30 protein-coding genes are annotated in these 23,982 nt (G+C 45.5%); 19 read left to right on the plus strand and 11 right to left on the minus strand.

Annotated elements, in window-relative coordinates; translation table 11 throughout:
- The 12 genes from E7745_RS00095 to E7745_RS00150 all read left to right on the plus strand — a co-directional run bounded on the left by E7745_RS00095 (window position 1) and on the right by E7745_RS00150 (window position 9,280).
- Complete coding sequence (locus E7745_RS00095; protein WP_124030611.1) at window positions 1–327, plus strand: TraL conjugative transposon family protein; 327 nt, start codon at window positions 1–3, stop codon at window positions 325–327.
- Window positions 272–1,492, plus strand: coding sequence for a conjugative transposon protein TraM (gene traM / locus E7745_RS00100; RefSeq protein WP_124030610.1), 1,221 nt, complete (start codon window positions 272–274; stop codon window positions 1,490–1,492). Before E7745_RS00095 ends, traM begins: the two co-directional genes overlap by 56 nt.
- Window positions 1,493–1,518: 26 nt before the next feature.
- Window positions 1,519–2,541: a conjugative transposon protein TraN gene (traN, locus tag E7745_RS00105; protein WP_124030609.1), complete on the plus strand. Its 1,023-nt coding sequence runs from the start codon at window positions 1,519–1,521 to the stop codon at window positions 2,539–2,541.
- Between the two features lie 3 nt (window positions 2,542–2,544).
- Window positions 2,545–3,126 (plus strand): conjugal transfer protein TraO, encoded by a 582-nt coding sequence (locus E7745_RS00110; protein WP_124030608.1) that lies wholly within the window; start codon window positions 2,545–2,547, stop codon window positions 3,124–3,126.
- Between the two features lie 4 nt (window positions 3,127–3,130).
- Complete coding sequence (locus E7745_RS00115; protein ID WP_124030607.1) at window positions 3,131–3,553, plus strand: hypothetical protein; 423 nt, start codon at window positions 3,131–3,133, stop codon at window positions 3,551–3,553.
- Window positions 3,554–3,556: 3 nt separating this feature from the next.
- Window positions 3,557–4,423, plus strand: a complete 867-nt coding sequence (locus tag E7745_RS00120; protein WP_124030606.1) for a toprim domain-containing protein — start codon at window positions 3,557–3,559, stop codon at window positions 4,421–4,423.
- Between the two features lie 12 nt (window positions 4,424–4,435).
- Entirely contained in the window at window positions 4,436–4,888 is a 453-nt protein-coding gene (locus E7745_RS00125; protein ID WP_136408028.1) for a DUF3872 domain-containing protein, read from the plus strand.
- A gap of 95 nt (window positions 4,889–4,983) precedes the next feature.
- A complete protein-coding gene (locus E7745_RS00130; protein WP_136408029.1) occupies window positions 4,984–6,609 on the plus strand; it encodes a tyrosine-type recombinase/integrase in 1,626 nt (541 codons plus the stop codon).
- Between the two features lie 266 nt (window positions 6,610–6,875).
- Window positions 6,876–7,559 carry a tyrosine-type recombinase/integrase gene (locus E7745_RS00135; RefSeq protein WP_240740337.1) on the plus strand — a complete coding sequence of 228 codons (684 nt, stop codon included), beginning with the start codon at window positions 6,876–6,878 and terminating at the stop codon, window positions 7,557–7,559.
- Between the two features lie 49 nt (window positions 7,560–7,608).
- Complete coding sequence (locus tag E7745_RS00140) at window positions 7,609–8,571, plus strand: tyrosine-type recombinase/integrase (protein WP_240740338.1); 963 nt, start codon at window positions 7,609–7,611, stop codon at window positions 8,569–8,571.
- A 32-nt stretch (window positions 8,572–8,603) separates the two neighbouring features.
- Window positions 8,604–8,798 (plus strand): hypothetical protein, encoded by a 195-nt coding sequence (locus E7745_RS00145; RefSeq protein ID WP_136408030.1) that lies wholly within the window; start codon window positions 8,604–8,606, stop codon window positions 8,796–8,798.
- Complete coding sequence (locus E7745_RS00150; protein WP_136408031.1) at window positions 8,795–9,280, plus strand: lysozyme; 486 nt, start codon at window positions 8,795–8,797, stop codon at window positions 9,278–9,280. The genes E7745_RS00145 and E7745_RS00150 overlap by 4 nt, the downstream gene beginning before the upstream one ends.
- A gap of 50 nt (window positions 9,281–9,330) precedes the next feature.
- Here E7745_RS00150 and E7745_RS00155 read toward each other — a convergent pair whose 3' ends face one another.
- From E7745_RS00155 to E7745_RS00195, 9 genes are all read right to left on the minus strand, one after another.
- Window positions 9,331–10,374, minus strand: coding sequence for a caspase domain-containing protein (locus E7745_RS00155; RefSeq protein WP_370291914.1), 1,044 nt, complete (start codon window positions 10,372–10,374; stop codon window positions 9,331–9,333).
- Between the two features lie 2 nt (window positions 10,375–10,376).
- Window positions 10,377–10,742, minus strand: a complete 366-nt coding sequence (locus E7745_RS15160) for a caspase family protein (protein WP_124030602.1) — start codon at window positions 10,740–10,742, stop codon at window positions 10,377–10,379.
- Between the two features lie 7 nt (window positions 10,743–10,749).
- Window positions 10,750–12,003, minus strand: a complete 1,254-nt coding sequence (locus tag E7745_RS00165) for an ATP-binding protein (protein ID WP_124030601.1) — start codon at window positions 12,001–12,003, stop codon at window positions 10,750–10,752.
- Window positions 12,004–12,550: 547 nt separating this feature from the next.
- Window positions 12,551–12,868 carry a hypothetical protein gene (locus tag E7745_RS00170; RefSeq protein WP_124030600.1) on the minus strand — a complete coding sequence of 106 codons (318 nt, stop codon included), beginning with the start codon at window positions 12,866–12,868 and terminating at the stop codon, window positions 12,551–12,553.
- Between the two features lie 7 nt (window positions 12,869–12,875).
- Window positions 12,876–13,100: a DUF3873 domain-containing protein gene (locus E7745_RS00175; protein ID WP_107033526.1), complete on the minus strand. Its 225-nt coding sequence runs from the start codon at window positions 13,098–13,100 to the stop codon at window positions 12,876–12,878.
- 11 nt (window positions 13,101–13,111) lie between these two features.
- A complete protein-coding gene (locus E7745_RS00180) occupies window positions 13,112–13,369 on the minus strand; it encodes a hypothetical protein (RefSeq protein ID WP_124030599.1) in 258 nt (85 codons plus the stop codon).
- 53 nt (window positions 13,370–13,422) lie between these two features.
- Window positions 13,423–14,715: a PcfJ domain-containing protein gene (locus tag E7745_RS00185; RefSeq protein ID WP_136408032.1), complete on the minus strand. Its 1,293-nt coding sequence runs from the start codon at window positions 14,713–14,715 to the stop codon at window positions 13,423–13,425.
- A 12-nt stretch (window positions 14,716–14,727) separates the two neighbouring features.
- On the minus strand, window positions 14,728–15,165 hold the full coding sequence (locus E7745_RS00190) for a PcfK-like family protein (RefSeq protein ID WP_136408033.1): 438 nt from the start codon (window positions 15,163–15,165) through the stop codon (window positions 14,728–14,730).
- A gap of 12 nt (window positions 15,166–15,177) precedes the next feature.
- Entirely contained in the window at window positions 15,178–15,405 is a 228-nt protein-coding gene (locus E7745_RS00195; RefSeq protein ID WP_068959945.1) for a hypothetical protein, read from the minus strand.
- Between the two features lie 510 nt (window positions 15,406–15,915).
- Here E7745_RS00195 and E7745_RS14745 point away from each other — a divergent pair.
- From E7745_RS14745 to E7745_RS00215, 4 genes are all read left to right on the plus strand, one after another.
- Window positions 15,916–16,053: a hypothetical protein gene (locus tag E7745_RS14745; RefSeq protein WP_168181922.1), complete on the plus strand. Its 138-nt coding sequence runs from the start codon at window positions 15,916–15,918 to the stop codon at window positions 16,051–16,053.
- A gap of 328 nt (window positions 16,054–16,381) precedes the next feature.
- Window positions 16,382–17,536: an ATP/GTP-binding protein gene (locus E7745_RS00205; protein ID WP_123618502.1), complete on the plus strand. Its 1,155-nt coding sequence runs from the start codon at window positions 16,382–16,384 to the stop codon at window positions 17,534–17,536.
- Window positions 17,537–17,538: 2 nt separating this feature from the next.
- Entirely contained in the window at window positions 17,539–18,087 is a 549-nt protein-coding gene (locus E7745_RS00210; protein WP_136408035.1) for an RloB family protein, read from the plus strand.
- Between the two features lie 703 nt (window positions 18,088–18,790).
- Window positions 18,791–19,207 (plus strand): Arm DNA-binding domain-containing protein, encoded by a 417-nt coding sequence (locus E7745_RS00215; protein WP_136408036.1) that lies wholly within the window; start codon window positions 18,791–18,793, stop codon window positions 19,205–19,207.
- Window positions 19,208–19,220: 13 nt separating this feature from the next.
- Here the strand turns inward: E7745_RS00215 and E7745_RS00220 are convergent, their stop codons facing one another.
- Both E7745_RS00220 and E7745_RS00225 read right to left on the minus strand, forming a co-directional pair.
- A complete protein-coding gene (locus tag E7745_RS00220; protein WP_240740261.1) occupies window positions 19,221–20,186 on the minus strand; it encodes a transposase in 966 nt (321 codons plus the stop codon).
- Entirely contained in the window at window positions 20,161–20,532 is a 372-nt protein-coding gene (locus tag E7745_RS00225) for a transposase family protein (protein ID WP_107037111.1), read from the minus strand. Before E7745_RS00225 ends, E7745_RS00220 begins: the two co-directional genes overlap by 26 nt.
- 30 nt (window positions 20,533–20,562) lie before the next feature.
- Between E7745_RS00225 and E7745_RS00230 the strand changes: the two genes are divergently transcribed.
- The 3 genes from E7745_RS00230 to E7745_RS00240 all read left to right on the plus strand — a co-directional run bounded on the left by E7745_RS00230 (window position 20,563) and on the right by E7745_RS00240 (window position 23,870).
- Window positions 20,563–21,465 carry a site-specific integrase gene (locus E7745_RS00230; protein ID WP_136408037.1) on the plus strand — a complete coding sequence of 301 codons (903 nt, stop codon included), beginning with the start codon at window positions 20,563–20,565 and terminating at the stop codon, window positions 21,463–21,465.
- Between the two features lie 948 nt (window positions 21,466–22,413).
- Window positions 22,414–22,668, plus strand: coding sequence for a plasmid mobilization relaxosome protein MobC (gene mobC, locus E7745_RS00235; RefSeq protein WP_160631964.1), 255 nt, complete (start codon window positions 22,414–22,416; stop codon window positions 22,666–22,668).
- The gene (locus E7745_RS00240) at window positions 22,665–23,870 is read left to right on the plus strand and encodes a relaxase/mobilization nuclease domain-containing protein (RefSeq protein ID WP_136408038.1); all 1,206 of its coding nucleotides are present in this window, start codon (window positions 22,665–22,667) and stop codon (window positions 23,868–23,870) included. The genes mobC and E7745_RS00240 overlap by 4 nt, the downstream gene beginning before the upstream one ends.
- Window positions 23,871–23,982: the final 112 nt, after the last annotated feature.

Here is a 23,982-nt window from a genome sequence, read left to right on the forward strand (position 1 = left end):
ATGACAAAGATTAAATCAATATTCTCCGCCATATATAACAATATGTGGCGCACCCCGAAAGGGAGGCTCACAACGCGCCTGAAAGGAGCGTGCGAGTCAATTCCCCAGAAACAACGGCTTACTGTCGTGTCGCTGATGCTGACCGTGTTTGTGCTTACCGCCTTCTTCGTGTTCGGTCACGCCTGTTACAGGATAGGTCTGGGCAAAGCGCAAAAATCTGTGGCGATTGAGCATATAATGCCGATCGACATCGTTACCAAATCTCCCGTTCATGAACCTCAAAATCTTCCAGACTATGACGATGCAGGAGTGGAAAGCGAAGATTAACGGCTTCTTCCAGCCCAAATCGCAGGCTGAACGGCAGAAGATGATGAAATACTTAGTCGTGTTCCCGGCGGCTGTCGTGTGCGGCATAGTGATACTGTGGCTGCTGTACACAAGCCTCAACAAGAATGACAGCAAGGTCGGCAATGCCTTCAACACCGAAATTCCTGAGGGTGAGAACGGCGGCATCAAGACCAAAGCGGAGGAATATGCCGCCGCCGATGCCGCCAAAGAGAAGGAGGCGCAACAGCGTGCGGTGGTCGCCCTTGATACTCTGACCGCACTTACAACCGATACCGTTGAGCATCAGTCCGCCGTTGAGAACTCCGCGCAGGCGTATCAGGAGGTTCAGGCGTCGCTCAATGACTTTTTTGTGGAGGATACCTCAGCCGACAATGTTGAAATGGAGGCTCTAAATGAGCGTATTGCAGAGTTGGAGGTTCAGAACGCTCTGGCACAGCAACAGGCGGCACAGCCCGACGAGATGGAACTGATGGAACGCTCGTATCAGTTGGCGGCACAGTATATGGGCAACGGCGGCAGCTATTCGCCGCCACATCCTACCGAAGAAAAGGGCAAACGGGATGTGCAGCCGGTGGCGCAGGTCAACAGGAATGTGGTATCCTCGCTCGGTCAGACATCAACCGTCAGGGGCTTCAATACCTCGGTGGGTACAATGAGGGCGGTCGCCAAGAATACCATAGCCGCAGTGGTGGCCGGTAACCAGAGTGTGGTTGACGGCGAGAGTGTCAGGCTGAGAACCTCCGAACCTATGTGGGTCGGCAACCGCCTGATACCGCGTAACACCACCGTTGTCGGCTCTGCAAGAGTGCAGGGCGAAAGGCTGGAGATTGAAATCACCTCCATCGAGTGCGAAGGCTCGATATATGACGTGGAGTTGCAGGTTTATGACTCCGACGGGCAGGAGGGTATCAATATACCGCAGTCAATGGAGAGTGATGCGTTGCATGAGATAGGTGCCAATATGGGCAGTACGATGGGTAGCTCGATCAACATTTCCACAAATACCAGGGCGCAGATTGCCTCTGATGTGGGGCGCGGGCTGATAAACGGTGTCAGCCAGTATCTTACCAAGAAGCTGCGAACCGTCAAAGTCCACCTCAAAGCCGGCTACCGTGTGATGCTTCACCAGCCGGAAGACATATGATTATTCACCATTAAATCCACAATTCAATGAATTACAAACTCTTTTTACTTTCGCTTATTGCCGTTATCGGCATGGCAAGCACTGCTTTTGCCGGAACAAAGTCGGTTAAAAACACCGATAATAACGTGCCGTCTGGCACGGAACAGGTTGCCACTCAGGTAGCAGAACACGACATCAATGTGTACGGCGGCAACTACACCGACGGTGACAAGTTCGACGGTCTGACCCGCAAGGTCGGCTTCGACCGGATGATACCGCCTCACGCTCTGGAGGTATGCTACGAAAAGACTACGCACATCATATTTCCCTCGGAAATAGTCTATTGCGACTTGGGCAACGAGAACCTTGTCGCCGGATTAGCCGACGGCGCGAAGAACGTGCTGCGCGTCAAATCAGCCTTCAAGTCGTTCAAGCAGGAAACAAATCTGTCGGTAATCACCGAGGACGGAAGCTATTATAGTTTCAACGTGAAATTCGCCAAAGAGCCGCTGTTGCTCAATATCGAGATGACCGATTTTCTGCATGACGGCGAGGCGGTGAACCGCCCGAATAATGCGCAGGAAATCTACCTCGAAAAGTTAGGTAGCGAGTCACCGATGCTTGTCAAGCTGATTATGAAAAGTATCTACAAGCAGAATAAGCGCGAAATCAAACATATAGGCTCAAAGCGTTTTGGGGTGCAGTTCCTCTTGAAATCCATATATGCCAACAACGGGCTTCTCTATTTCCACACCGAACTGAAAAACACATCAAACATTCCTTTCGATGTCGATTATGTCAGCTTCAAGATTGTGGATAAGAAGGTTATCAAGCGTACTGCTATGCAGGAGCAGGTACTTGAACCGCTCCGCGCCCAGAACTATGTGACGGTGGTACACGGAAAATCCTCCGAAAGAACAGTCTTCGCTCTGGAGAAATTCACCATTCCCGATGACAAGCAGCTCGTTATCGAAATTGCCGAAAAGGAAGGCGGCAGACACCAGTCTTTCGTGGTCGAGAACGAGGATATTGTGAGAGCCAACATAATTGACGAATTAAGCATACAATAACCTATGAGAAAAGCGATAATGATAATCGCTGCCATGCTCACCCTTTTCGGAGGGCGGGCAATGGCCCAGCGATGCCTCCCCGGAATGTCAACGGTAGAAATCAAGGCTGATATGGCAGACGGCTTTTATACCGGCAACTCTCGCAACTGCGGCTATTCTCTCGGAGTGTTCTACTCCGTCTATAAAGGCGGTGCCAATACTTGGAGCTTCGGCGGCGAGTATCTCCAGACCTACAAGCCATACGGCGCGAAAGGTCGTATCACGGTGGCTCAGTTTACAGGTGAGGTCGGCTACAATCTCCATCTGTTGAGCGACTACTCGCAGACCTTCCACCTATATGGCGGCGTGTCAGCTCTCGGTGGCTACGAAACAGTGAATTGGGGAAAGTCGGTTTTATCCGACGGTTCGACGCTCCATGACGGCGACAACTTCATCTATGGCGGCGCGCTCACGCTCTCTGCGGATTTCTACCTTTCAGACAAAATTGCTCTGACCGCAAATATAAAGGAGCGTTTCACTTTCGGTAGCGATGTGCAGATATTCCATATGCAATATGGTGTTGGTGTCAAATTCATAATAGAATAAACCTATGGGATTGATTGTGATAGACCTCGATATAAATAATCTTCCATTGGAGGATTTTATGAAGGCGATCGGCTATGAGCCGATAAAAAAGGATGGCAACCTTCTGATATACAACGCTCCGTATTCTGTCGGTGGCAACGCTACTATGGTGGTGGACACCGAAAAGAATGGCTGGTATGACAGCAAAGAACCCGAAAAATACTATGGCGGCATTTATGATCTCGCTTACGAGCTAACCGGGAGCTGCAACCGCTCCGAGTTGAACCTCTATATCGCCACACAGATGAAGGATTTTAAGGAGTTCAAGACTTACGAAGTGACCGTCAACGGCGATGAAGCCGAGGGTGATGTGACGGCTACGCCCGTCAGCAGACCGGAACAGCCTAAGCAACAGCCGCCCAAACCCAAACGCAAAATGCGGTTTTAGCCTATGGATATAGATGCTATCAAGGGAATATCCCTTGTGGATTTTCTGCACCACCTCGGCTATGAGCCGACTGGGCGCGACAGCAAAGGTCTGTGGTTTTATGCCCCGTACCGCAACGAGAGAAAGCCATCGTTTCATGTCAATCCTCGTAAAAATGTATGGTTCGATTTTGGTAGCGGTGCCGGAGGCGACATCTTCACTCTTGCCGGAGAACTGTGTAACTCCACCGACTTCATCCGACAGGCGGAGTACATAGCCGAAAAGATGCGGATGCCGATATCACAGCCTTACAAGCCGGAGCCATTCATTGAGCAGCCGACCTTTGAGGACGTGAAAATCTCCCAATTAGTATCGCCGGCTCTACTGCGTTACCTCGCCAACCGTGGCATACCTGCCGACATTGCACAACGATATTGTGTGCAGGTGGATTATAAATTGCATGGCAAAAACTATTATGCCATCGGTTTTGAGAACAGCGCACACGGATTTGAGTTGCGAAACAGCTTCTTCAAAGGAAGTTATCCGCCAAAGCATATCACCAATGTCGCCAACAGCAACGCCCGGTGTAATGTATTCGAGGGCTTCATCGACTTTCTTTCGGCGGAACGCCTCGGATTGAATGAAGGCAATGACAGTGTTGTGCTTAACTCCGTGGCGAATGTCGGCAAAGCAATCCCGACTTTGGCGGAATACCCGCTGATACTGTGCTATCTTGACAACGATACCGCCGGGCGTGCCGCAGTAGCCAGACTGCGCCGCGAGTTCGGCGACAGGGTGAGCGACAAATCCGCACTCTATCCCGACCACAAGGATCTGAACGATTACCTACAATCGCTCAACCCCAAGAAATCAACAAAACTAAAATTCTAAACAGACACAAAAATGGAAAAGACAAATAAAAAATCATTTGGCATTATCGCCATTCTCTCCCTTGTAATCGCTGCCGTATGCAGCCTCACATCCTGCTCCGACGACCTCGATGTGCAGCAGTCCTATCCCTTCACAGTGGAAGTCATGCCATACGCTGACAAGATTGCCAAAGGGCAGACCATCGAACTGCGCTTCGAGATAAAGCCCGAAGGCAACTATGCCAACACCCTCTATACCATACGCTACTTCCAGTACGACGGAGAAGGCTCGCTCAAACTCGTTGACGGCCCGGTGCTGGTCAACAACGACCGTGTGCTTCTTGAAAGTAAAACATTCCGACTGAACTACACCGCCAAAAGTGACGAAGCACACAAATTCCTCGTGGTCGTGGAAGATGTATGTTGTCCATTACATAAATCTTCTAATGTGGCGATGACATTTATGTTTGCATCACTTGATAAGTAATTAAGGATATGTGCATTAACTTTAATCATAACAACATAATTTTAGGGTTAAGAAAATAGTCATATTTTATATCAGACATTTTTTAATTCTACAATATGTTTAATTTACTATTCACAAACTTCTTGGATTTGCAAAGACATGAGCAAGCCTCATTCTCTGAGCAAAGACAAGCATATCTGCACAAACTACACGCAGATGGAATGGGCATTCGACATTTGCGAGGATTGGCTGGTCTGCTAATCGCAATTGATGAACTTCTTGCCCTTAGAGAAAGTGACACATTCGAGATTCCATTGGAATATATCGTCCAAAAGACATCTGAATGGGATTCGATGACACGTCAACAACGGTGTGATATGCGCGTGGAGGTTAATTTCCATTGTCGCTTTCTTGGTGCGTCCAAGAGATGGTTGACATATTTGGGAAGACTGGATCACCGCTATTATCCTGAGGATAATATAATCAGCAAGATTTTTCCAAGAGGATACTTTCGAGTTCGACACCTTGTCTCACCGATGTATATGGAACGGCTCGTATATCTGGAAGCTCAAGAACAACAGGGGGTTCCTTCAGTGACTTTGAGACGAATCGCACAATATCAACTGACAGCCATAGAGTTGCTTGATTTACCATCTACTTCTCTTGTAACCATGAGTGAAATACAAAACGCGGCAGCTATATGGCGAGATGTTGAGGATCCAAGCAAACGAAAGAAATCCGGTACCGATAATAGTTATCGGACGTTCATTCATGTCACAACTAATTGGCTTTCACATATGGGACTACTTGCCCAGCCGGAGGAACATGATTTTCCCGAAAAAGACAAGATCATGTCATATCTCAACTGGCTTGTTGAATCCAAAGGATATTCTGTCCAGACTCATAGAAGCCGTCTGAGTATACTTCGTAATCTGATGAATTACCTTCAGGGCTCAAGCTTATTGCTTGCCGATGTTCAATCTACAGACATTGACAGTTATCTCAAAGAACGTCATTACAATGGGTGTAATCGACGCACTATTGCAGGGCTTGTATCCGTACTACGTTGCTTCTTCAGATATGCGGCTGATAGACAATGGGTGAAAGACGATTTGTGGAAAACACTTTCCGCCCCTCGGCTGTACACGATGGAGCAACTTCCGTCATATCTTCATTGGGATGACGTGAAAGTTATCTTGACTGAATCTACGCGAAATCCGACGATTCAGGGCATAAGGAATCATGCAATTTTATCGCTTTTGGCAATGTATGGCTTGAGATCCAGTGAAATCACTGAACTGAAACTCAAGGACATTGACTGGCGGAATAGCGTCATTCATCTGCGTAGGGCAAAAGGATGCAGACCGCAGATAATGCCTCTGATAGATGAGGTTGCACAGCCACTTCTGAGATATATCCTTGAAGCTCGTCCAAAGTATCCGAAGCAGGAGTTTGTGTTCCTTACTACCCGAGCTCCATTCCACGGCATATGTACATCAACAGTTTACCAAGTGGCAAGTAGATCTCTGGAAGGCAGGCAACTCAACATAAGGCATCATGGTCCTCACAGTTACCGACACAGTTGCGCAACGAGACTGGTCAATGAAGGACACTCTCTTAAAGAAGTCGCAGATGTGCTCGGACATGTGAAAATCGATACTACCGCCATCTACGCCAAGGTCAATTTCTCCAGACTAAGGGAAGTGTCGGATATGGACTGTAAGGAGGTGCTTGAGTTATGATGCTCAATAGTGCCATTGACAAATATGTCGAGTATAGACGTTCATTGGGAGAGTCGTTCAAAACCAATGCGAATCTTCTGAAACAGTTCTGCAATTATCTGGGGAAAGATATGAATCTGTTAGAGATAACCGCATCCATCACATCAGATTTTTTGCAATCAGGAGGCAACGAGATTACTCGAAAGTGGTTTACGCGTCACGCTGCTCTGTCTGGCTTCTTCCGGTGGTGCATGTCACGAGGGTATGTATCAAAAATACCCTTGACTATGGATAAGCCTAAGAAACCGCAGCGAATAACACCGTATATTTACTCAGATATCGAGCTCAAGAAGTTGTTCTCAGCTGCCATGACATATCAGAAACGGCCTTCTCTCACATATCCTGAATGCGTCAAAGCAATCCTTCAGTTGACATATGTGCTGGGGTTAAGAATCTCAGAGACCATGAGCCTTCGCATGAAAGATGTGGATCTGGCAAACTGTTGTATCACAATCCATGAATCCAAATTTTACACGTCAAGAACTGTCACTTTCAACGAGGAAGTAAAGAAACTGATTGAAAAGTTCTTTTCATGGAGAAAGGACAACTGCAAGATCTCTGATGAAGACACATCTCTATGGATTATGTGTAACGGCTCGTCAATGAGACTGAACTGCATAAACGGCATCTTCAAAAAGATACGTATAGAAGCAGGAATCAGCCGAAACGACAACACAAGGTATCAGCCACGTATCCACGATCTGCGCCATACGTTCGCTGTGAACCGATTAAGAAAGTGGTACCAAGATGGTAAGGATGTTCAGACTCTTTTGCCTGTGTTATCTACCTATCTGGGCCATAAACAAGTGAGTTACACAACTGTGTATCTTAACATGACTACCGGACTGCTCTCAGATGCGGCCAATCTATTCTTTGAATATGCAAACCCCAAAACAAATCAACATGAATGAAAAAACCATATATCTCAGTTATTGGGTGCGGCGTTATCTCACCGACTATATGCTGGCTGCCAAGAATCTGTCGCGTAATACGGTACGTAGCTACCGCGATACCTTCAGACTTCTTGTTGGCTACCTTCGAGATGTCTGTAATAAAAATCCAGACAAGCTCCACCTTCAGGAACTGACAATCAATGTCGTGTCAGACTTTCTTGACAATCAGCAGGAAACCCGTAACGTCTCAGTGGCTACTCGAAACCAAAGACTTGCCGCATTACAGGCCTTCGCAAAGTATGTATCCATGAACTCTCCGGAGCATATGGAATGGAGCCGAAACATACGCAATATCCCTAAGAAGAAAGCCCCTAAGAGAATGATAACGTATCTTGAAAAGTCTGAGATGGATGCTTTGCTATCTCTGCCCGACCAGAGATCCGCTCAGGGCAGACGCGACTACGCTCTTTTGATCTTCCTATACAATACAGGAGCGAGAGCCGAAGAAGCATCCGACCTGAACGTATCATCCGTGACGCTTGCCAAAAGCAAAAGTGAATCAACAATCCCCTTGGTAACCATTGTTGGGAAAGGAAACAAGACTCGCAGATGCCCCCTTTGGGACAATGTCTGTGCAATCCTTAAGACAATAATCAATGACAGAAAGCCAGATGAACCACTCTTCTTAAACCGCTACGGCCAACGTATAACCCGATTTGGAATATACGAAATGGTGAGTCGGTATGCTCAAAAACTGGAACTACAGTTCCCTTCCGTAAGGGACAAGAGAGTTAGCCCACATACGATCCGGCATACCACCGCAACACATCTTCTGCAAGCAGGAGTGGATATAAATACGATCCGTGCTTGGCTCGGACACGTATCTATAAACACAACGAACATCTATGCTGAAGTAAATTTGGAGATGAAAGCTAAAGCTCTCATGACCTGTGCTATCGATAGTTCCAATGGGAAGAAAATCTCATGGAAAACCGATGAAAATCTTCTCTCTTACTTGGATAGCCTATGATGAATCTCTGCCAGTGCCTCCAAAATAATGTTGTGAACAGCAAACTTACATGTCTGATTTACTCATCGTTGGAGGCACTGTTAAACATAAATGTCATCGCCACATTAGAGGACAGCTTCAATACCACCCCGTGGGAGCAGACCTTCGAGTTCAACAGCAAAGACAGCGGTGATGAGGGTACGATTGTCAGCCCGATTGTGACACCCGTAAATCCGGCTATCCGATGAAGAAAATCCTGCTGATGTTTCTCGCGTTGCTCACCGTCATGGTGGGCAACGCCGCCGGGCGGAAGATAAACATAATGGATCTGCCGCCATTCGAGAGAGCTGTGATTATCATCAAGAAATTTGAAACGCTCCACCGCCCAAAGGATTATCCCTATGTCGGATATGGTCATAGAGTGTTACCCGGCGAGCCATACCGACGAGGCGTGCAGCTCACCGAGAAACAATCTGACGCCCTGTTGCGAAAAGACCTGTTGAAATTTGTGTCACTCTACAAGGCATACGGCAAAGATGCCCTGTTGTTAGGCGTATTAGCCTACAACTGCGGCCCCGGAGTAGTGAACAAGTCCACCGTGCTGAAAAAACTGAAATCCGGCAACCGTGACATATTTAAGTCCTATACCTCCCACTGCCGCTACAAAGGCAAATTCCACAAACAACTTTACCAGCGCCGACTGACCGAGTTCGCCGCTTTGTTTCCATAAATTATATCGGTAAGGTTTTTGCAAATCTTTGTAGAAACCTTACCGATAATCTACAAATCCCAATCCGTTTTAATCTTCGAGGCTGTAATCTTGATTTGTGAGTTAATTCTCATTAAATCTATGGGAATTGCAAATAGTGACGAAAGCGTTATTTTTAGATTTTCTTCAGTAAACCAGATATGCGATGCTATATTTGGGGTTACATTATAATCGCCAACTGAAATTTTAGTGATATACTGCTTGTCTTCATTAGATTTATGTAGATCCATTTCGATATTAATGCCAATTGGGGTGTCATCATCAGAAGGGAGATATAATAATCTGTCTGAATAGGAGGAAAGAGCCTCTCTAATAAATTCAAAAGATTTTATGAATCTGTGATCTTTTCGTAGCAAAAGAACTGAATCCAAATCCTCTGCTTTCAAGACATCTCTAAAATCGCCATTTGAATCAAAGTAAATTTCAAATAGGATTCCATTCAATATGTGGTTAACACCATCATTTTCAGAATACCTATGAAGATTATTTCCAAGCGATTCAAAATAGTTGGCAACATTAAATGGATTTGCACTGGCTTGATATAAATTCCTCCCTAAAATAAATTTTTGATTGGCGTCCAAATTAGGTATCATTGCAATAATCTTTGGGAATGCTGCATTTTGTCTATACCAATTAGCAGAAGCCAGTTCTTCGATTAGCAATCCAAATTCATCTAATTGATTATATAAGCGATCTTTAATTACATTTTCTGCATAAGGTAAATTCTTTGCTACGACCATTTGCCCCTTGTTAAAATAGAAATCGCCAATTAGTGAAGTATGTTCCCACGGAACTTGAGTGCCTTTTGAGAGCAACGCAACTGTCTGTCTAACCTTCTTAAAAAGAGTTTCCACCGACAGTCGTTCACTGCCAATATATTTCAATAAAGCACCTGTATATAGGCTATGACCATCTATGCCATCATCTTTTGCTTTCATTTTTGGCGATGTGGCGAATGCAATTAAGGTGCCTTTGGGTGCATTTATAGGAGCAAAAGAGTTTCCTACAACACCTCTCTCATTAATTTCCTGACGACAAGCATCTAAGATTACTATATTTACATTTCTGTATTTTCATTCAATATCTTCATTATCTCGTTAAGACCAATGCTTTGATGGGATAGAGAATATTCATCTGCAAACTGTAATTGGCAATCTATTGCTGGCAGATAATTAATACCTCTGCACTCCATCCCATGACCTGCATAATATAAAATGAAATGTTTGTAATTTTTGATTTTTTCTTTAATTACACGAAGGACTTCTACGATATGAGCAATATCAACATCATAATACTCCACAACATCATATCCAAGATTAACGAATACATTTTTGATTGCTTGTGCATCAAAAATGGCATTATTCAGGTTGAACGGCTCAAAATATGAATTATTCCCGATTATCAGGGCAAAGGTATCAGACATATATGTTTTAGAGTTCTAAAGAATTTTCTTTTAACAAGAAATCGTATATTCCCATAGTGGTAATACCGGCTTCATTGCGGCGGATTATAATGTTGCTACCAACAACTATTATTTTCTTAAACGAGTCATCGACATTTCGTAGCGATGCTTCTTCCTGTCTTATTTTATCTTCATCAAGCATTTGATATGCCGACTGGATATAATATTTTCGGCTGCCTTTGTTACATACAAAGTCTATTTCAAGCCGTACACGTTCCTGTTTTCCTTCAGCGTTGCGCCTTACAATCGGCACGACACCGACATCAACATTAAATCCTCTTATACGCAGTTCATTGTAAATTACGTTCTCCATCATGTGTGATGGTTCAAGTTGGCGGAAATTCAGTCGGGCATTTCTAAGACCGAGATCTGTAAAATAGTATTTGTAGGGCGTATCCAAATATTTTTTGCCCTTGACATCATATCGTGAGGCTTTTTCTGCGAGAAATGCCTCGCAAATGTATTCAAGATAAGAGCAAACTGTGTTCCTGCTTATTTTCTCCCTCTTTACTGTTTCAAATGTGTTGGAAAGTTTGGTCGGATTGGTGAGGCTACCAATTGATGAGGATATGAAATCAAGCAGATTTTCCATATCTTCATTATTCTTAATCTGATACCTCTCCTTTATATCACGCAGGTATGTTTCAGTATAAAGGTTTTTAAGATAATCGCTTTTCAGTCCTTCATCATTAAAATCCAGTATCTGCGGCATTCCTCCGTAAGTCATATAAGCGTCCAATGCGTCTTCCTGTTGTCCTCCATAGGCAGAGAAAAATTCCCGAAAACTCAAAGGATATACTTTTATCTCAATGCTTCGACCTCTGAAAGTCGTTATGACATCTTTGGAAAGGAATTTGGCGTTACTTCCCGTTGCATACACATCAACATTGGACATTTTAAGATAGCTGTTCAACACATCCTCAAATTCGCTTACAAGTTGCACCTCGTCAATCATGATATAGTGCATCCCATCATCGTTTATTTTTGAATCTATGTATTCAAGCAATACATCCGGATTCCGAAGTTCTTTATTGCGACGGTTTTCTAAATCTATCTTTATGATATGGTCATCCGAAATGCCCTGTTCTTTCAGCCATGAAGAAAACAGTTGAAAAAGAAGATATGACTTGCCGCAGCGCCGGATGCCTGTAACGGTCTTAATCAGACCGTTGTGTCGGCAATCTATGAGTTTTTGGAGATAATGAGGCCGTTGAATAATCATGCGCATTGATTTTTTATGTCACTTGTGACACTAATTGTCAATGCAAAGTTAACTGTTATTTTTATCGTGTGCAATCTTTACCAAGAGATTATGCTCAAATAAAGTTTATCTTGACCTATGGAAACAAATAAATCGCCCACATAATCAGCAATTAGCCAATTGTATGGGCAATCTGAAATGTTATCCATAAAGATTTGGATCAATCCCCTTTTTTATGGATATGGGGCTTGAGAGAGGGTGTGTTTCCCGGAGTGGATTTATTATCCCTCTGACGACGATCTGGTTTGCCAGTAGATTTGGCAATTCTTTTGGGTCCCGGTTTGATTCCCATAACTAAAAAAACAATTTTTCGGTTTTGTGACACTATTGTCAGTTATAAATCAGGCAAATAGTATGCCAAAGCAACATATTTTGCTGATATGACAGTTTGTCATATAGAAATGCACCAACGCCGCCTTTTGGCGGCCGAAATTTTTGGCAAAATCAAGGCTGGCGACTTCATCACGAGGTCGCCAGCCTTCTCTATTACGACTTGGCAAATGTTCGGTTAAAATCGGGTGTATAATCCCGTCACGTCGGTAAAGATGCCCTCCAACATATCGCAATAGACACCATCTATCGTCTTGATGTCCTTTGTCGTCACCTCAAACGTCTTGTGGTTGATGCTCTGACGATAAAATCTGACATTGTAGAGGTCTGCGCCACTATCGTATATGATTTCAAGGCGGTTAGCCGATGTCTTGTTTCGGCTAAGGCTCATTCTCAGTCCGTTGCCGAGGTTGATGAAATCGTGGCTTCCCGTCATTGCCACAAACCTGCGCCCTCCGATTTGTTGGAGTATTATTTTTGCTACTTGGTTGTCCATAACGCTATTATTTAGAGTTGTTGATTTTCTTGTTCAGCCATTCATCACGGCGTTGGCGACATTCTTTCAAAGTCTTTGCCACGGTGCTGAATAGAGTGCCGTCGGTGGCACGATAGTCATATTGATAGAAAAGGATACGTTTCCCTCGGTGTGCCGACATAAAACGCTCGTATTGCTCGGTATCGGGTGTAATGGTGGTTGATACGCCATTCACAGTTAATCTTGTTGCCATATCAATGTATTTTAGAATTTCACAATCAGTATTCGGTAGTTGAAAACCTTTTCGGGGTCGGTGATTTTCTTTTGAGCCAGCCAAAAGTGGTGTCTGCCAAATCCATATACGAAGTATTGGTCAAGTGCCGATTTCTCCGCATAGTCGGCTACCAACCGCCTTAGAGTTTCCTCGTTGTAGGCTATAAGAATATGGTTCACAAAACCGACAAGCACCTCGGCTATCTTATCGTCATAGACTACTGTCGTATGTTCAAATGTCACGTTCATAATTAGGGTGATTTTGTGACCTGCGCCATTGCTGACGCAGGTCGTGTTAAACATTAGGCGGTCATTCTCGCCTTGATTAGCTGGGCGTTGGAGTTCACCAAATTCACAATTCGGTCGTGATATTCGGTGTTTTGGTTGCACGCTCCACGGCATTGAATAACTGAAAGGGTTTCAAGCGACACCTCCACGGTTTCAATCCGCTTGCCGTTAATCCTTGCCGACAATATGAGGGAGTCTTTTTTGCCGTAGTACATTGCTGTACCTACACAGATATGCTGGACATCTCCTTCCTCTATAAATTCCTCCACGCTCTCCAACACTTTCACTTCAATCTCGCCATCGGAGATTACAAGTCCGAAGAATTTGGATTTGAGTTTGAGAAAACTATCTCTCCTTTCCTGCTCTGCGAGTGCTTCCTTCTCCTTGCGTCTTATGTCGGCTTCCCTGCGTCTGCGTTCCTCTATCGCCATGACCTTTTTGTGGTATATGTTGTGTGCCTGACGAAGATTGTCGGGGCAGATGTAGTGGGGATTGTGAGTGTCTTTCTTGCAGGTCTGCAACATCTTGATGTAGTCGCACCATAATCCTAAGTCGGTTATCTCGTAATGGTGGCGTTTGGCTATCTTGTATGAAGCCCAGCACATACGGCAGTCATAGGGGCGGTTGAGAAAGTATTTGAATACTTGCTCGGTATCGTTTTTCATCAGCGTTTCAAGTTGGGGCTGCGAGAGAAAACGGCTTATACATCTCGCCGGTGACATATTGAAGAACTTGTTGCCCATAACATCTATATGCAGAGATGGGATTATCTTCATTTTGGGATACATCGGAAAATCCATCGCTATATCTGCGAACACATCATCCTTGCTCCGTATCTCCATAGGCGAGCCGTATGCGAAACAATCCACATAGTAACTCATACTGCGTCTAAGTCCGATTACGGCGCATTGTCCGTTGGGGGCTACCCAATACTGACCGATTTCCACGATGCTGTATTCGGCTTTCTTTCCCTTGCGCATTTCTGCGAATATGGCGAACATCCGCAAAGTCTGGTATTTCCCGTTCATACCAAGCACGTTGAAATACATCTTACCGCTCGCCTTCTGCTTTCGGGTGGTTTCAAGAGTGAGTTCCCTGCCACATCGGGGGCATACGCATTTGCCCGATGTTTCATCGCTGTGCCAAGTGTGTCCGCAGTCCATGCAGGTGGTATTGCCACTCTGAACACGGAAGGCAAAGTGTTCAAAACATTCGCCTATCGCCCATTGAGCCTGCGCCTTTGTGACGGGGCGGAGTTTACGGCTTTCTTTGAGTATGTCTTTATGGAATTTTGTTGTCGGTTTCATAGTCGTAATATGTTAGAGGTCAAATAGACTGGGTTGTTCAACTTGGTTTTTCTTCTCGGCGGTCTTTCTCGGCTGGATAGGCTTTCGCATTTTCTTCATCTCCTCGTCACGGAGTTTTTTGATGGCGTCCTGCCGTGCCTGTTCCTTTTCCTCCTCGGTTAGTTCAACCGTATGGTTGACTACCACTTGGCAGTTTATAGGCTTGCCAACCTCAATTTCTTCCTCGTCATAGTAGTGGACTGCCATTCCGAATATTTCATCGTCCTCGAACCCGTTGCAACCGCTTTTCTGCACGGAGTTTAGTATGTAGGTCACGCAGTCCTCAACTGATTTCGAGGGATTTGCAAACTTGACTGCGAACAGTGCGTCATTCTCGGCTCGTTCTTCAAGATACGCCTTGATAGTTTTGTTAAAGGCTCGTGTGCCTTTGTTTTCTCTTGTGGTTGCCATAGTCGTATGTGTTTAGAGTGTTGCGAGTATCATTTTTTCAATCTCCTTGCGGTTCAGTTCCGTATGGAAAAGCCAGCTTATGAACAGCTTGCGACCCGCAGGTTTGAGTTCATAGTACAGCTTGCGGAATGTTGATATGTTGCCGTTGATATAGGTTTCCACCATATACTCGGCGATGTTGTCAACTTCGTAATATTTGGCTTGCTGTTCCCAAGTCTTTGAATTTCTTTTCGTTGCCATAGTCGTAAATATTTAGAGTGTCATTACCAAGTAGATAATCCCTATTGCGGTGAGGATTGAGATTATCCACCCCACACCTCGGAATATCGGTCTGAGTATCGCCCAAAGAATAATCCCGACAACCGCCCCGACTGCTATCCCCACCACCTTAGCCGTCTTTTTTAATGCGGTATGAGCTGGAGAAGGTGTGAAGCTCGTATTTTTAATATGTCTGTCGTTCAGTGTCATAAGGCGATATTTTTTTTAATGCGTATAATCGCTGTTTGAAGTTTGTTCGCTCGTTGACCCTGCGGCACGACGGGAGCAAAGGGGTGTTCGGCACTTGCACAAAAAAATACTACCGACCACCGGGAGCTGTGGAGATTTTTTTGCGCGAATGCCAAAGAATACCCCGTACCGTCGTGTTAATCAACTTCGAGCGAATAAACTTTGAATGGAGATTATACTCTGCATAAAAAATAGAGGCGGCAAAGCCCCGCAGGGTGACACTGGACGACAGACATAAGAAAAATGGAAACCGTTGAGATAAAAGCAATGGCCCCGGAAAGAGCAAGTATGTGTATGCCGCCGTACATGGAGCATGGCGTAATTATCGGCGTCATACGCTTTCTTGCTCCCGTGGGCTGGAACAAACGGATAGTGGCGTGACGGCTCAGATTCATTATAAGGAGAAGGCGTATGGCACACTGATTTGCCGATTGGAGTCTTGTGAGGGAAGCGACGTCACCGGCGCATCCTCACAAGGCGTTGAGGCAAACCGGTGTGTAGCCTTCTCCCATAGTTGGGGTGCGGTCGGATGGTGTCAGTGACCCACCGGATCACCGTCACCATCCGACGGCAACACCGACGCCAACACTGTGAGCCGCCACGCCTCTATCCGTTTCCGTAGTGCTATCCTAAAAATCTCGTGCCAAACAACCTAAAATCCAAATTAAAGTGTTATATTTGCAAAATAATTCCAAATATGACATTTGAAATGATATTGGAAATAACTCTCACCAACTTTTTCTCGATAAACGAGAAGATAACTCTGGATTTACAGGCTGCCAACATCCAGACAAAGGAGGCCCGCGCCCTTGCCGACAACACATTTGCAGTCGGGAATGAAAGACTGCTGAAAACGGTTGCCATATATGGTGCAAACGCCTCCGGCAAGAGCAACATAATCAAGGCCGTTAAAGCAGCGGTTGATATGATACTCGACTCCCATAACTATAATGAGGGTGACAGTTTTGGTTTCAAGCCGTTCAAGTTCGGAGAAAATAACGCTCCCAGTGAGTTTTATATACGCTTCATCATTGACGGCATAGAACATGAGTATTCATTCAGTTGCACCCGTGATGAAATAATAACCGAAAGCCTGTATTATTACCCGAAGGGCAGACGTGCGCTGATTTTTTCGCGTGACGAGCGTATATCCGGCGGCAAGAAAGAAAAATATGAGTTTACCAATGTTATCCGTCGCCCGATGGATGTAGCGTCCAACACCTCGCGCAAGACTCTGTTTATATCACGCGCAAGCCAGATGGACAGGGAAAAGGCGAAGGAGATATATAGGTGGTTCAATGAGCAACTGGTGTTCAGTTATCGTGGCAAGACTTCTGTTGCCATTGACCGTTTTCTTGGTGACAACAAAGACGCAGTTCTTCGGGTGCTTAAAGCCGCCGACAGTGATATCGTTGAGTTTACCTATAAAGACGGTGAACTGACTACATTCCACCGCCGTAATCCGGCGTTGCCCTTTGACTTCAACACCGAAGAATCGGAGGGTACGAAAATCCTGTTCAAAATCATGCTGACGGTCATGGATGTGGTACGCAACAACAAGGTGATGTTCCTTGACGAAGTTGAAACAAGTCTGCACACCCGCTTGGTGGAGTATCTTATCAGCCTGTTCCATTCAAGCAAATCCGCGCAGCTGGTATTCACAACCCACAACACACACCTGCTTGACATGACGCGCTTCCGCAAGGATCAGATTTTCTTTGTCAACAAGCGCGACGACGGTTCATCTGATTTGTATTCATTGTTTGACTACAAGGATTTCCGGGAGAAAATGGATTTGGAGAAAGCCTACCTTCAGGGGCGTTTCGATGCCGTGCCGTATATCAACGAATTTGAGAACATCTGACTATGGCACGAAAAGCAAAGCAGCCAAGAGGTAAGAAGATGAACCCGACGTTCTTCGTGTTCTGCGAGGGTAAGACGGAGGCGGCATACGTTGACCTGCTGCGTCGCAGTTTCCGTGTGCCGGTGGAAATTATAGCGAGGGTCAGCGATTCCAATATTTCACAGCCTTATATTGACAGATGCAAGCGTGACAGATTTACAACATCGGAGGATAAGACATTTTTGATGTTTGACCTTGATGTGCCGGGTATGCTGGAGCGTTTGCGAAAGATAAAAGAAGCAGTGTTACTGCTCTCCAATCCCAGTATCGAGTATTGGTTTCTGTTACATTATAAGGACACCAACAAGGAGTTGTCATCCGCCGAATGTCTTGCAATGTTGAAAGGAATAGATGCAGATTATCAGAAAGGCATATTCTCCACGGCAATGAAAAAGGTCTTGATAGACGCGATTGGAGATGCCGCCAAACGAGCAAAATCCAAAGAGGCATACACTAATCCGTCATCAACAATCCACCTGCTGACCGATGAGATAACCGCAGTCAAAAGATAGTCGCAGGAAGCATTTTCGGCTGAAAACAGCACGGCAAATCAACCGTGAGTCGGCAAAAGCCATTCTCTTATGGAATACTTGGATTTGGCATTTTGAACCGTAAGCCGGAAAATTCCTGTATTCGTGAGTCCAAAGGATTTTTAACGCTTTGGCTCTTTGATGATTGGGAATAAAATATTAACTTTGCATTACCGTATCATCATAACGGTGAAGAACATTGAAGTAGCGGAGTGAGCCAATAGTGAGTCGGCTCTATACTCTTGCTCGCAACTCTTTGATAACCAGTGCTAACAGATGAAATAACTCCGAAATCTCCGGGGTCACAAGACAAAGCATCAAAATGCAGAAAACCTCTGAAATCCAGACGATTTCAGAGGTTTTTCGTTATCCCCAACCGGCGTTTCTACGCAGAATATTGAAGTGGCGGGGTGTCCCAAAAGGGTACATTGCCGGCAGGAGCGGAGATTGTACCCTCGCAAGGGTTCTGAACGCTATCGTTCAGATATTTACGCCATCGTCAAGATTCTACAATCACGGCGTTGTGGCATCTTCGGAGGGTACATTTTTTCATCGGACACCCGAATGGACCCTCGAATGGACCCTCGGATACTCGTACTGATGTGTTTTTCAAATCGTTGCCTTGAAGTTTGCAAAACTGAGAAAATTTTTGTAACTTTAATGTAACACTAAACCACATCAAAGTATGAAGAATCAGCAATTCTTTAATGCGACCTTTATCGCACGAAAGGCGCGGGTGCTACGCAACGGCGAGGTGCCGATTATCCTGCGTATCACAATCGCGGGTCAACGTGCGGAGCTGAACATCAACCGGACTGTCAATCCCGATATGTGGGTTGCGGCAAAGGGTATGTCCAAAGGCAAAAGCCGAGCCGACATCGAACTTAACCGATATCTTGAAACCGTCAGGGCAAAGCTCCTTGCAATCCACACCCAAATGGTGGCGGAAGGTGCACTAATCAATCCGGACACTATGAAAAAACGCTTTCTCGGTGTTGACGAAAAAGTTAAAATCCGGATGTTTCTTGAAACTTTCTGCGAAAACAATGAGAAATATGGCTCAAGCCGAAAGCACGGTGCATATGTTAAATTGGGCAATTAGAAGTGTTAAATTTTTAGGCGTAGAGTTTGACTAATCGGAAGATGAAGAAGTCGCGGTCCCGGACACCACGCATTTGTGAGCGAAATATTTTGACTTTAGAGTTGAATGCCTCGGCAGAGGCATTGGTCGCACGACGACGGAAATAGTTCAGGATTGTTGGGGCGTGGTTCTTGAATGTTTTGATTACCGAGCGGAAGTTGTTGTTACCCAATGCCATTACCTTTTCATACCACTTGTTCATCCTCCCCATGGCTTTTGTCGGTGAGATTTTAGCGTTGAAAATCTTGCGCAGCTCCATCGCAAGGCTGTATGCAGCCTTCAATATTGGATAGTATTTGAACAGTATGTTGACACGATGGCGCTGTATGTCAGTCCATTTGTTCTGCGACATCATCAGAGTGTGTTTGCTGCGAGCCAGTATCTGGCGCATGGTCTCTCCGTTGGAGTACGTTACCGGCGGTTCGGACTTGTTGCGGTTGTTTTCCTCTGCGATGAGCTGTCGGCGAATGTCAATGCGGATTTCGTCAACGGCCTCATTATAGACCTGTTGGACATGAAAACGGTCGTTGACTACATGGGCGTTATAGAACACTTCTGCGGCTATGAGCATCATTGATGGCGAGAGATCGCAGGTCACTTCCTTGACCCTGCGTCTGATTGATTTCTCCATAGCTCCGATGAGTATGGATATAATTTCGTCACTCTTTGTTCCGGGAATGGCTGCCGCAAGTGTTCCCTTGCCTCCGTGGCCGTCCTTGTTGGTCAGGAACGTCCATACCTCCCCGTTGCTCAGACACGTCTCATCAAGACTCATGTAAGGGCCGATATTATCGGCGTTGAAATAGAACCCACAGCCAAGCTCCTGTTCGCACCAGTCGGCGTAACCGCTTATCTTATTGCGGTACAAGTCGGCAAAATGTTTGCCGTTGACGCAGTACATCTGCGCTATCTGTTTAATCGACAGGGCTGTCGTCTCCACCTTCGTCTTTTAAAAAAGCCACGAACTCGGCGCTGAGTCGTGTTCCTTCCTCGTTGGGAAGTTCGAGATTGTAGCTGAAGATTTCGTTGGTCTGCCTGTCCCACCACTTGTTCTTGCGCATGTGAAGAAATACAGGCCGTCCACGCATCGGATAGTCCTGTATTGTTACATAATCCGTATAGCCTCGCGCTACGATATTTGGATTACGATAGTCTTCATCAGACAGTTTCTTCTTTTCGTCAAGCCATATGTCATAGGACTGTTCCGTGCGCTCGAAGCGCACCATTTCAAATAGTTCGTCCATGCCCTCGGGCAGGCACATCCATATTGCATCTGCGGTTTTCATGCCACAAATTTAACACTTTTCTCAAAATTCATGCACCGTGCTTTCGGCTTGACCCAGAAATATCGTAAGCGGCTGGAACTTGGCGACATCTCAGAGGGTACTGTTCTTCGCTGGGAGCGTTGTGTAACCTATCTAAAAGAATACCTCAAATCGCACAAGAAGGCCGAGGACATCCCCTTGCGTGATGTGACGCTCCCTCTGATTGACGATTTCGAGCTTTGGCTACGCACAGAGAAGAGGTGCGGGCACAACTGCGCGATTCGCTACATCAGCACCATAAGGAGCGTTATACGCGATGCAGTCAACTATAAATGGCTTGACGTCGATCCGTTCTACGGCAAGACCTATTCAAAAAAGAAGACCAATCGCGAGCATCTTAGCGAAGCGGAACTCAATGCAATCATGTCGCTCGACCTCAAAGTGCTCCCACGACTGGAGGCGGTGCGTGATGTATTTGTGTTCTGCTGCTTCACCGGACTGGCTTTTTCGGATGTGTCAACCCTCACTGCCGACAAGATTGTGACCGATGCCGACGGCGAACTTTGGATACGGAAGCACCGAGAGAAGACAGACGAACTCAGTTCGATACCACTGTTGGAAATCCCTCGCCAGATTATCGAAAAATATTCCGACCACAAGAAAATAATCGGTACAGACAGACTGCTGCCCGTATTATCAAATCAACGATGCAACGGCTACCTGAAGGAAATCGCCGACCTTGCGGGTATCACCAAAAAGCTGACAACGCACGTCGCGCGCCACACTTTCGCCTGCCTTTCGCTCGACAACCATGTGTCGATAGAAACCATCTCGAAGATGCTCGGCCACTCGAATATAAAAACCACGCAGACCTACGCGAAAATGCAGGACAAGACCATTTCGGAGGATCTGGTTAAAATGCGCCGCAAATTTGATGGTGTAGTTATGGCATGACCGGATTATCGTACATTTAATTGTTAAAAATTCAGTTTCTCAAATCGGACATACTTGGACATAGCCGGACATATTCGGACAAGATGCTGAAATGCGGAATTATGAATCACCTGACGATTTGAAAAACTGGATTATTATTTGTATATTTAAGTAAGGATTGACAATCTTGCCTGCCTTCAAGGAGTTCAAACCACTGTTGATATCCCGGAACAACCATTGAACTGCAAGTATGATTTTCAGTCAGTCTCGAGAACACGAATATTATTGAAAGGCACATCTATTCATAGACAGATTTGTATCCTTCCTTACAGTTCAACTTATAGATATGGAAATGGAACTGCTTAATGAACGATAATGATATTGTCTTAAAGATTGATTTACCTACAATATTCTATATTGTTTGATTGACAAATCTATTTATCTATAGTTCAAGGCTTCATGACCTCATAACCTCAGGGCTATAGAGCCATAGCTAACTACTTGGCTTCCACTATTAAAACAGAGATTAAAAATGAGCGACACATTTAGTTATCCAATCAGATTTGTTCCAGCCTTCCGGGCAAAGGAGGAGGAACGCTATCTCTGGCAACAATCGTGTGCCGAAACAGATGCCTACCATAGTATCTGAAGTATCTGACTTTGATTGGTTAGACTGTTTCAGCATTGCGAACCGCAGGATTTGCCGCCAAAGGGCGGCAACCACCGTAATGATAATGGAGGGGGAGCGAGTTTAGGCTAAGGTAATACCTGAGCCAATCGAGTACCTCGCAATTCCCCTCCATCATCACTACAACCACTTTATCCACTTAATCATAACAATCATTTATGCGAAAGCAACTCAATTCACTCCCGCTATCGGGATACAATAAGACGGACATCTTGGATATCCGCAATATAGTAAGGAGTATTAAGTTCTCCTGCAACGACCTCACTGCCGTGCGAGAACGAATGAGGAAAGCCGGTTATACCAGCTTCTCCACATTCGGACGCGACTGCATACTGAATACAGCAATCATCGAGCGTGTTTCCAGTGAACAGATGGCCACTCTCAACGAGCTTATTCGCGAAAGAAACAATCTCAACCAGATTGCCAGAGCTTGTAATGCCGGACGATGCTGGAGCGTAGCAAATGAGGCGTCGGCTCTAATCCGGAAATTGGATGCAGCAATCAGCCTGTTCAACGAAAAAAGCTCTGAAATATGATTGGCAAAATAAGTCACGGCAATTCTTTTGGCGATTGTCTGGATTACCTTACCCGCGTGAAACAGGACAGGCAACCGCTGGAAAAACGAGTATGGAATATTATCGACAGCGACGGTGTAAGACTTAACATCGGCGAAGACGGCTGGCGGAATATGGCAGCATCGGACGTGGAAAGACCGACCCTTACAAGGTCAAAAATCAAAGACCCGTGCGGACACATTTCACTCGGCTTTTCTCCGAATGACAGCGGCCGTATGACCGATGATTTCATGCTAAGAATTGCGCATGAATATATGGAGAAGATGGATATAACTGACACGCCGTATATCATCGTCAGGCATACGGATAAGGAACACCCACACTGTCATATCATGTTCAGTCGTGTCAACTACAACGGCAAAATCATCAAACCTGTCACCAACCTATATCGCAACAAAGCGGTCTGCGCCGATATCACCAAGCAGCATAATCTGACTATGGGAACAGACAGTCTTAATCTTGACACCTCAAAACTTCGGGGGTCAGAACGCAGCCGCGTGGAGATTATCCAAGCTGCTACCGAAGTGTTGCGTGATGTTACTATCACCGACTGGCCTATGTTCAGAAATGCCCTTGCTCGACGTGGCATCATCGCTAACGCTCTTTTCAGCGGAGAGGGCGATGAAAGAAAACTGAAGACCATCATCTATAAGAAAGGTCGTCATTCTTTCGTCGCCTCAAAAATCGGAAAGAGTTTCACTCCGGCGGCATTGGTTCGCAAGTTCAAATTCCGCAGTGAGCAAGCAGAACAGCATAAAATGGCTAACACACCCGACCCAGCCAATAGATGGGTTCATATTGACGGTAGTCCGATTGCCCCAACAGAATTCGGAGGAATTCAAATCACTCCCGAACAGCAGCAAGATTACATCAAGGGAAGGACAATCCGCGTAAACGACGCATACATCTGGTTTGACTACGAGACAAAGCAGCCGCAAGTGTCGCGGTTCAATCCCGATATGTTCTCCGACCGTGGATGTGGATTGCCTTTATCACCCGGAGCCGACCCAGAATATGCGGCATTTTACGGCGACCTGTCGGAACAGTTCCGGCAGGAGTTCCGACGCTTCCGTAAGCGTCACCCGTCGCTGACAAACTCCGAGGCAATGCAGATGTTCAAGACCAATTACGGCCAATCACATCGTTTGGAACATAGTATGTAACTTTACGCTCAAATACGAACAAAAAGTATTATGCTGGAATAAGGGTTCAATTAAATGGTTTATTGCAAATATCGTGTGTGTTTCAAAGATAGCTATTTAGGGTAACTTTTTT

Source organism: Duncaniella sp. C9 (assembly GCF_004803935.1).
GTDB classification, from domain to species: domain Bacteria; phylum Bacteroidota; class Bacteroidia; order Bacteroidales; family Muribaculaceae; genus Duncaniella; species Duncaniella muris.

Excerpts from the sequence above, each read along its gene's own strand:
- E7745_RS00095 (WP_124030611.1), top strand. The coding sequence starts at position 1 with ATGACAAAGATTAAATCAATATTCTCCGCCATATATAACAATATGTGG.
- traM (WP_124030610.1), top strand. The coding sequence starts at position 272 with ATGAACCTCAAAATCTTCCAGACTATGACGATGCAGGAGTGGAAAGCG.
- traN (WP_124030609.1), top strand. The coding sequence starts at position 1,519 with ATGAATTACAAACTCTTTTTACTTTCGCTTATTGCCGTTATCGGCATG.
- E7745_RS00110 (WP_124030608.1), top strand. The coding sequence starts at position 2,545 with ATGAGAAAAGCGATAATGATAATCGCTGCCATGCTCACCCTTTTCGGA.
- E7745_RS00115 (WP_124030607.1), top strand. The coding sequence starts at position 3,131 with ATGGGATTGATTGTGATAGACCTCGATATAAATAATCTTCCATTGGAG.
- E7745_RS00120 (WP_124030606.1), top strand. The coding sequence starts at position 3,557 with ATGGATATAGATGCTATCAAGGGAATATCCCTTGTGGATTTTCTGCAC.
- E7745_RS00125 (WP_136408028.1), top strand. The coding sequence starts at position 4,436 with ATGGAAAAGACAAATAAAAAATCATTTGGCATTATCGCCATTCTCTCC.
- E7745_RS00130 (WP_136408029.1), top strand. The coding sequence starts at position 4,984 with ATGTTTAATTTACTATTCACAAACTTCTTGGATTTGCAAAGACATGAG.
- E7745_RS00135 (WP_240740337.1), top strand. The coding sequence starts at position 6,876 with ATGGATAAGCCTAAGAAACCGCAGCGAATAACACCGTATATTTACTCA.
- E7745_RS00140 (WP_240740338.1), top strand. The coding sequence starts at position 7,609 with ATGCTGGCTGCCAAGAATCTGTCGCGTAATACGGTACGTAGCTACCGC.
- E7745_RS00150 (WP_136408031.1), top strand. The coding sequence starts at position 8,795 with ATGAAGAAAATCCTGCTGATGTTTCTCGCGTTGCTCACCGTCATGGTG.
- E7745_RS15160 (WP_124030602.1), bottom strand. The coding sequence starts at position 10,742 with ATGTCTGATACCTTTGCCCTGATAATCGGGAATAATTCATATTTTGAG.
- E7745_RS00165 (WP_124030601.1), bottom strand. The coding sequence starts at position 12,003 with ATGATTATTCAACGGCCTCATTATCTCCAAAAACTCATAGATTGCCGA.
- E7745_RS00170 (WP_124030600.1), bottom strand. The coding sequence starts at position 12,868 with ATGGACAACCAAGTAGCAAAAATAATACTCCAACAAATCGGAGGGCGC.
- E7745_RS00175 (WP_107033526.1), bottom strand. The coding sequence starts at position 13,100 with ATGGCAACAAGATTAACTGTGAATGGCGTATCAACCACCATTACACCC.
- E7745_RS00180 (WP_124030599.1), bottom strand. The coding sequence starts at position 13,369 with ATGAACGTGACATTTGAACATACGACAGTAGTCTATGACGATAAGATA.
- E7745_RS00185 (WP_136408032.1), bottom strand. The coding sequence starts at position 14,715 with ATGAAACCGACAACAAAATTCCATAAAGACATACTCAAAGAAAGCCGT.
- E7745_RS00190 (WP_136408033.1), bottom strand. The coding sequence starts at position 15,165 with ATGGCAACCACAAGAGAAAACAAAGGCACACGAGCCTTTAACAAAACT.
- E7745_RS00195 (WP_068959945.1), bottom strand. The coding sequence starts at position 15,405 with ATGGCAACGAAAAGAAATTCAAAGACTTGGGAACAGCAAGCCAAATAT.
- E7745_RS14745 (WP_168181922.1), top strand. The coding sequence starts at position 15,916 with ATGGAAACCGTTGAGATAAAAGCAATGGCCCCGGAAAGAGCAAGTATG.
- E7745_RS00205 (WP_123618502.1), top strand. The coding sequence starts at position 16,382 with ATGATATTGGAAATAACTCTCACCAACTTTTTCTCGATAAACGAGAAG.
- E7745_RS00210 (WP_136408035.1), top strand. The coding sequence starts at position 17,539 with ATGGCACGAAAAGCAAAGCAGCCAAGAGGTAAGAAGATGAACCCGACG.
- E7745_RS00215 (WP_136408036.1), top strand. The coding sequence starts at position 18,791 with ATGAAGAATCAGCAATTCTTTAATGCGACCTTTATCGCACGAAAGGCG.
- E7745_RS00225 (WP_107037111.1), bottom strand. The coding sequence starts at position 20,532 with ATGAAAACCGCAGATGCAATATGGATGTGCCTGCCCGAGGGCATGGAC.
- E7745_RS00230 (WP_136408037.1), top strand. The coding sequence starts at position 20,563 with ATGCACCGTGCTTTCGGCTTGACCCAGAAATATCGTAAGCGGCTGGAA.
- mobC (WP_160631964.1), top strand. The coding sequence starts at position 22,414 with ATGAGGAAAGCCGGTTATACCAGCTTCTCCACATTCGGACGCGACTGC.
- E7745_RS00240 (WP_136408038.1), top strand. The coding sequence starts at position 22,665 with ATGATTGGCAAAATAAGTCACGGCAATTCTTTTGGCGATTGTCTGGAT.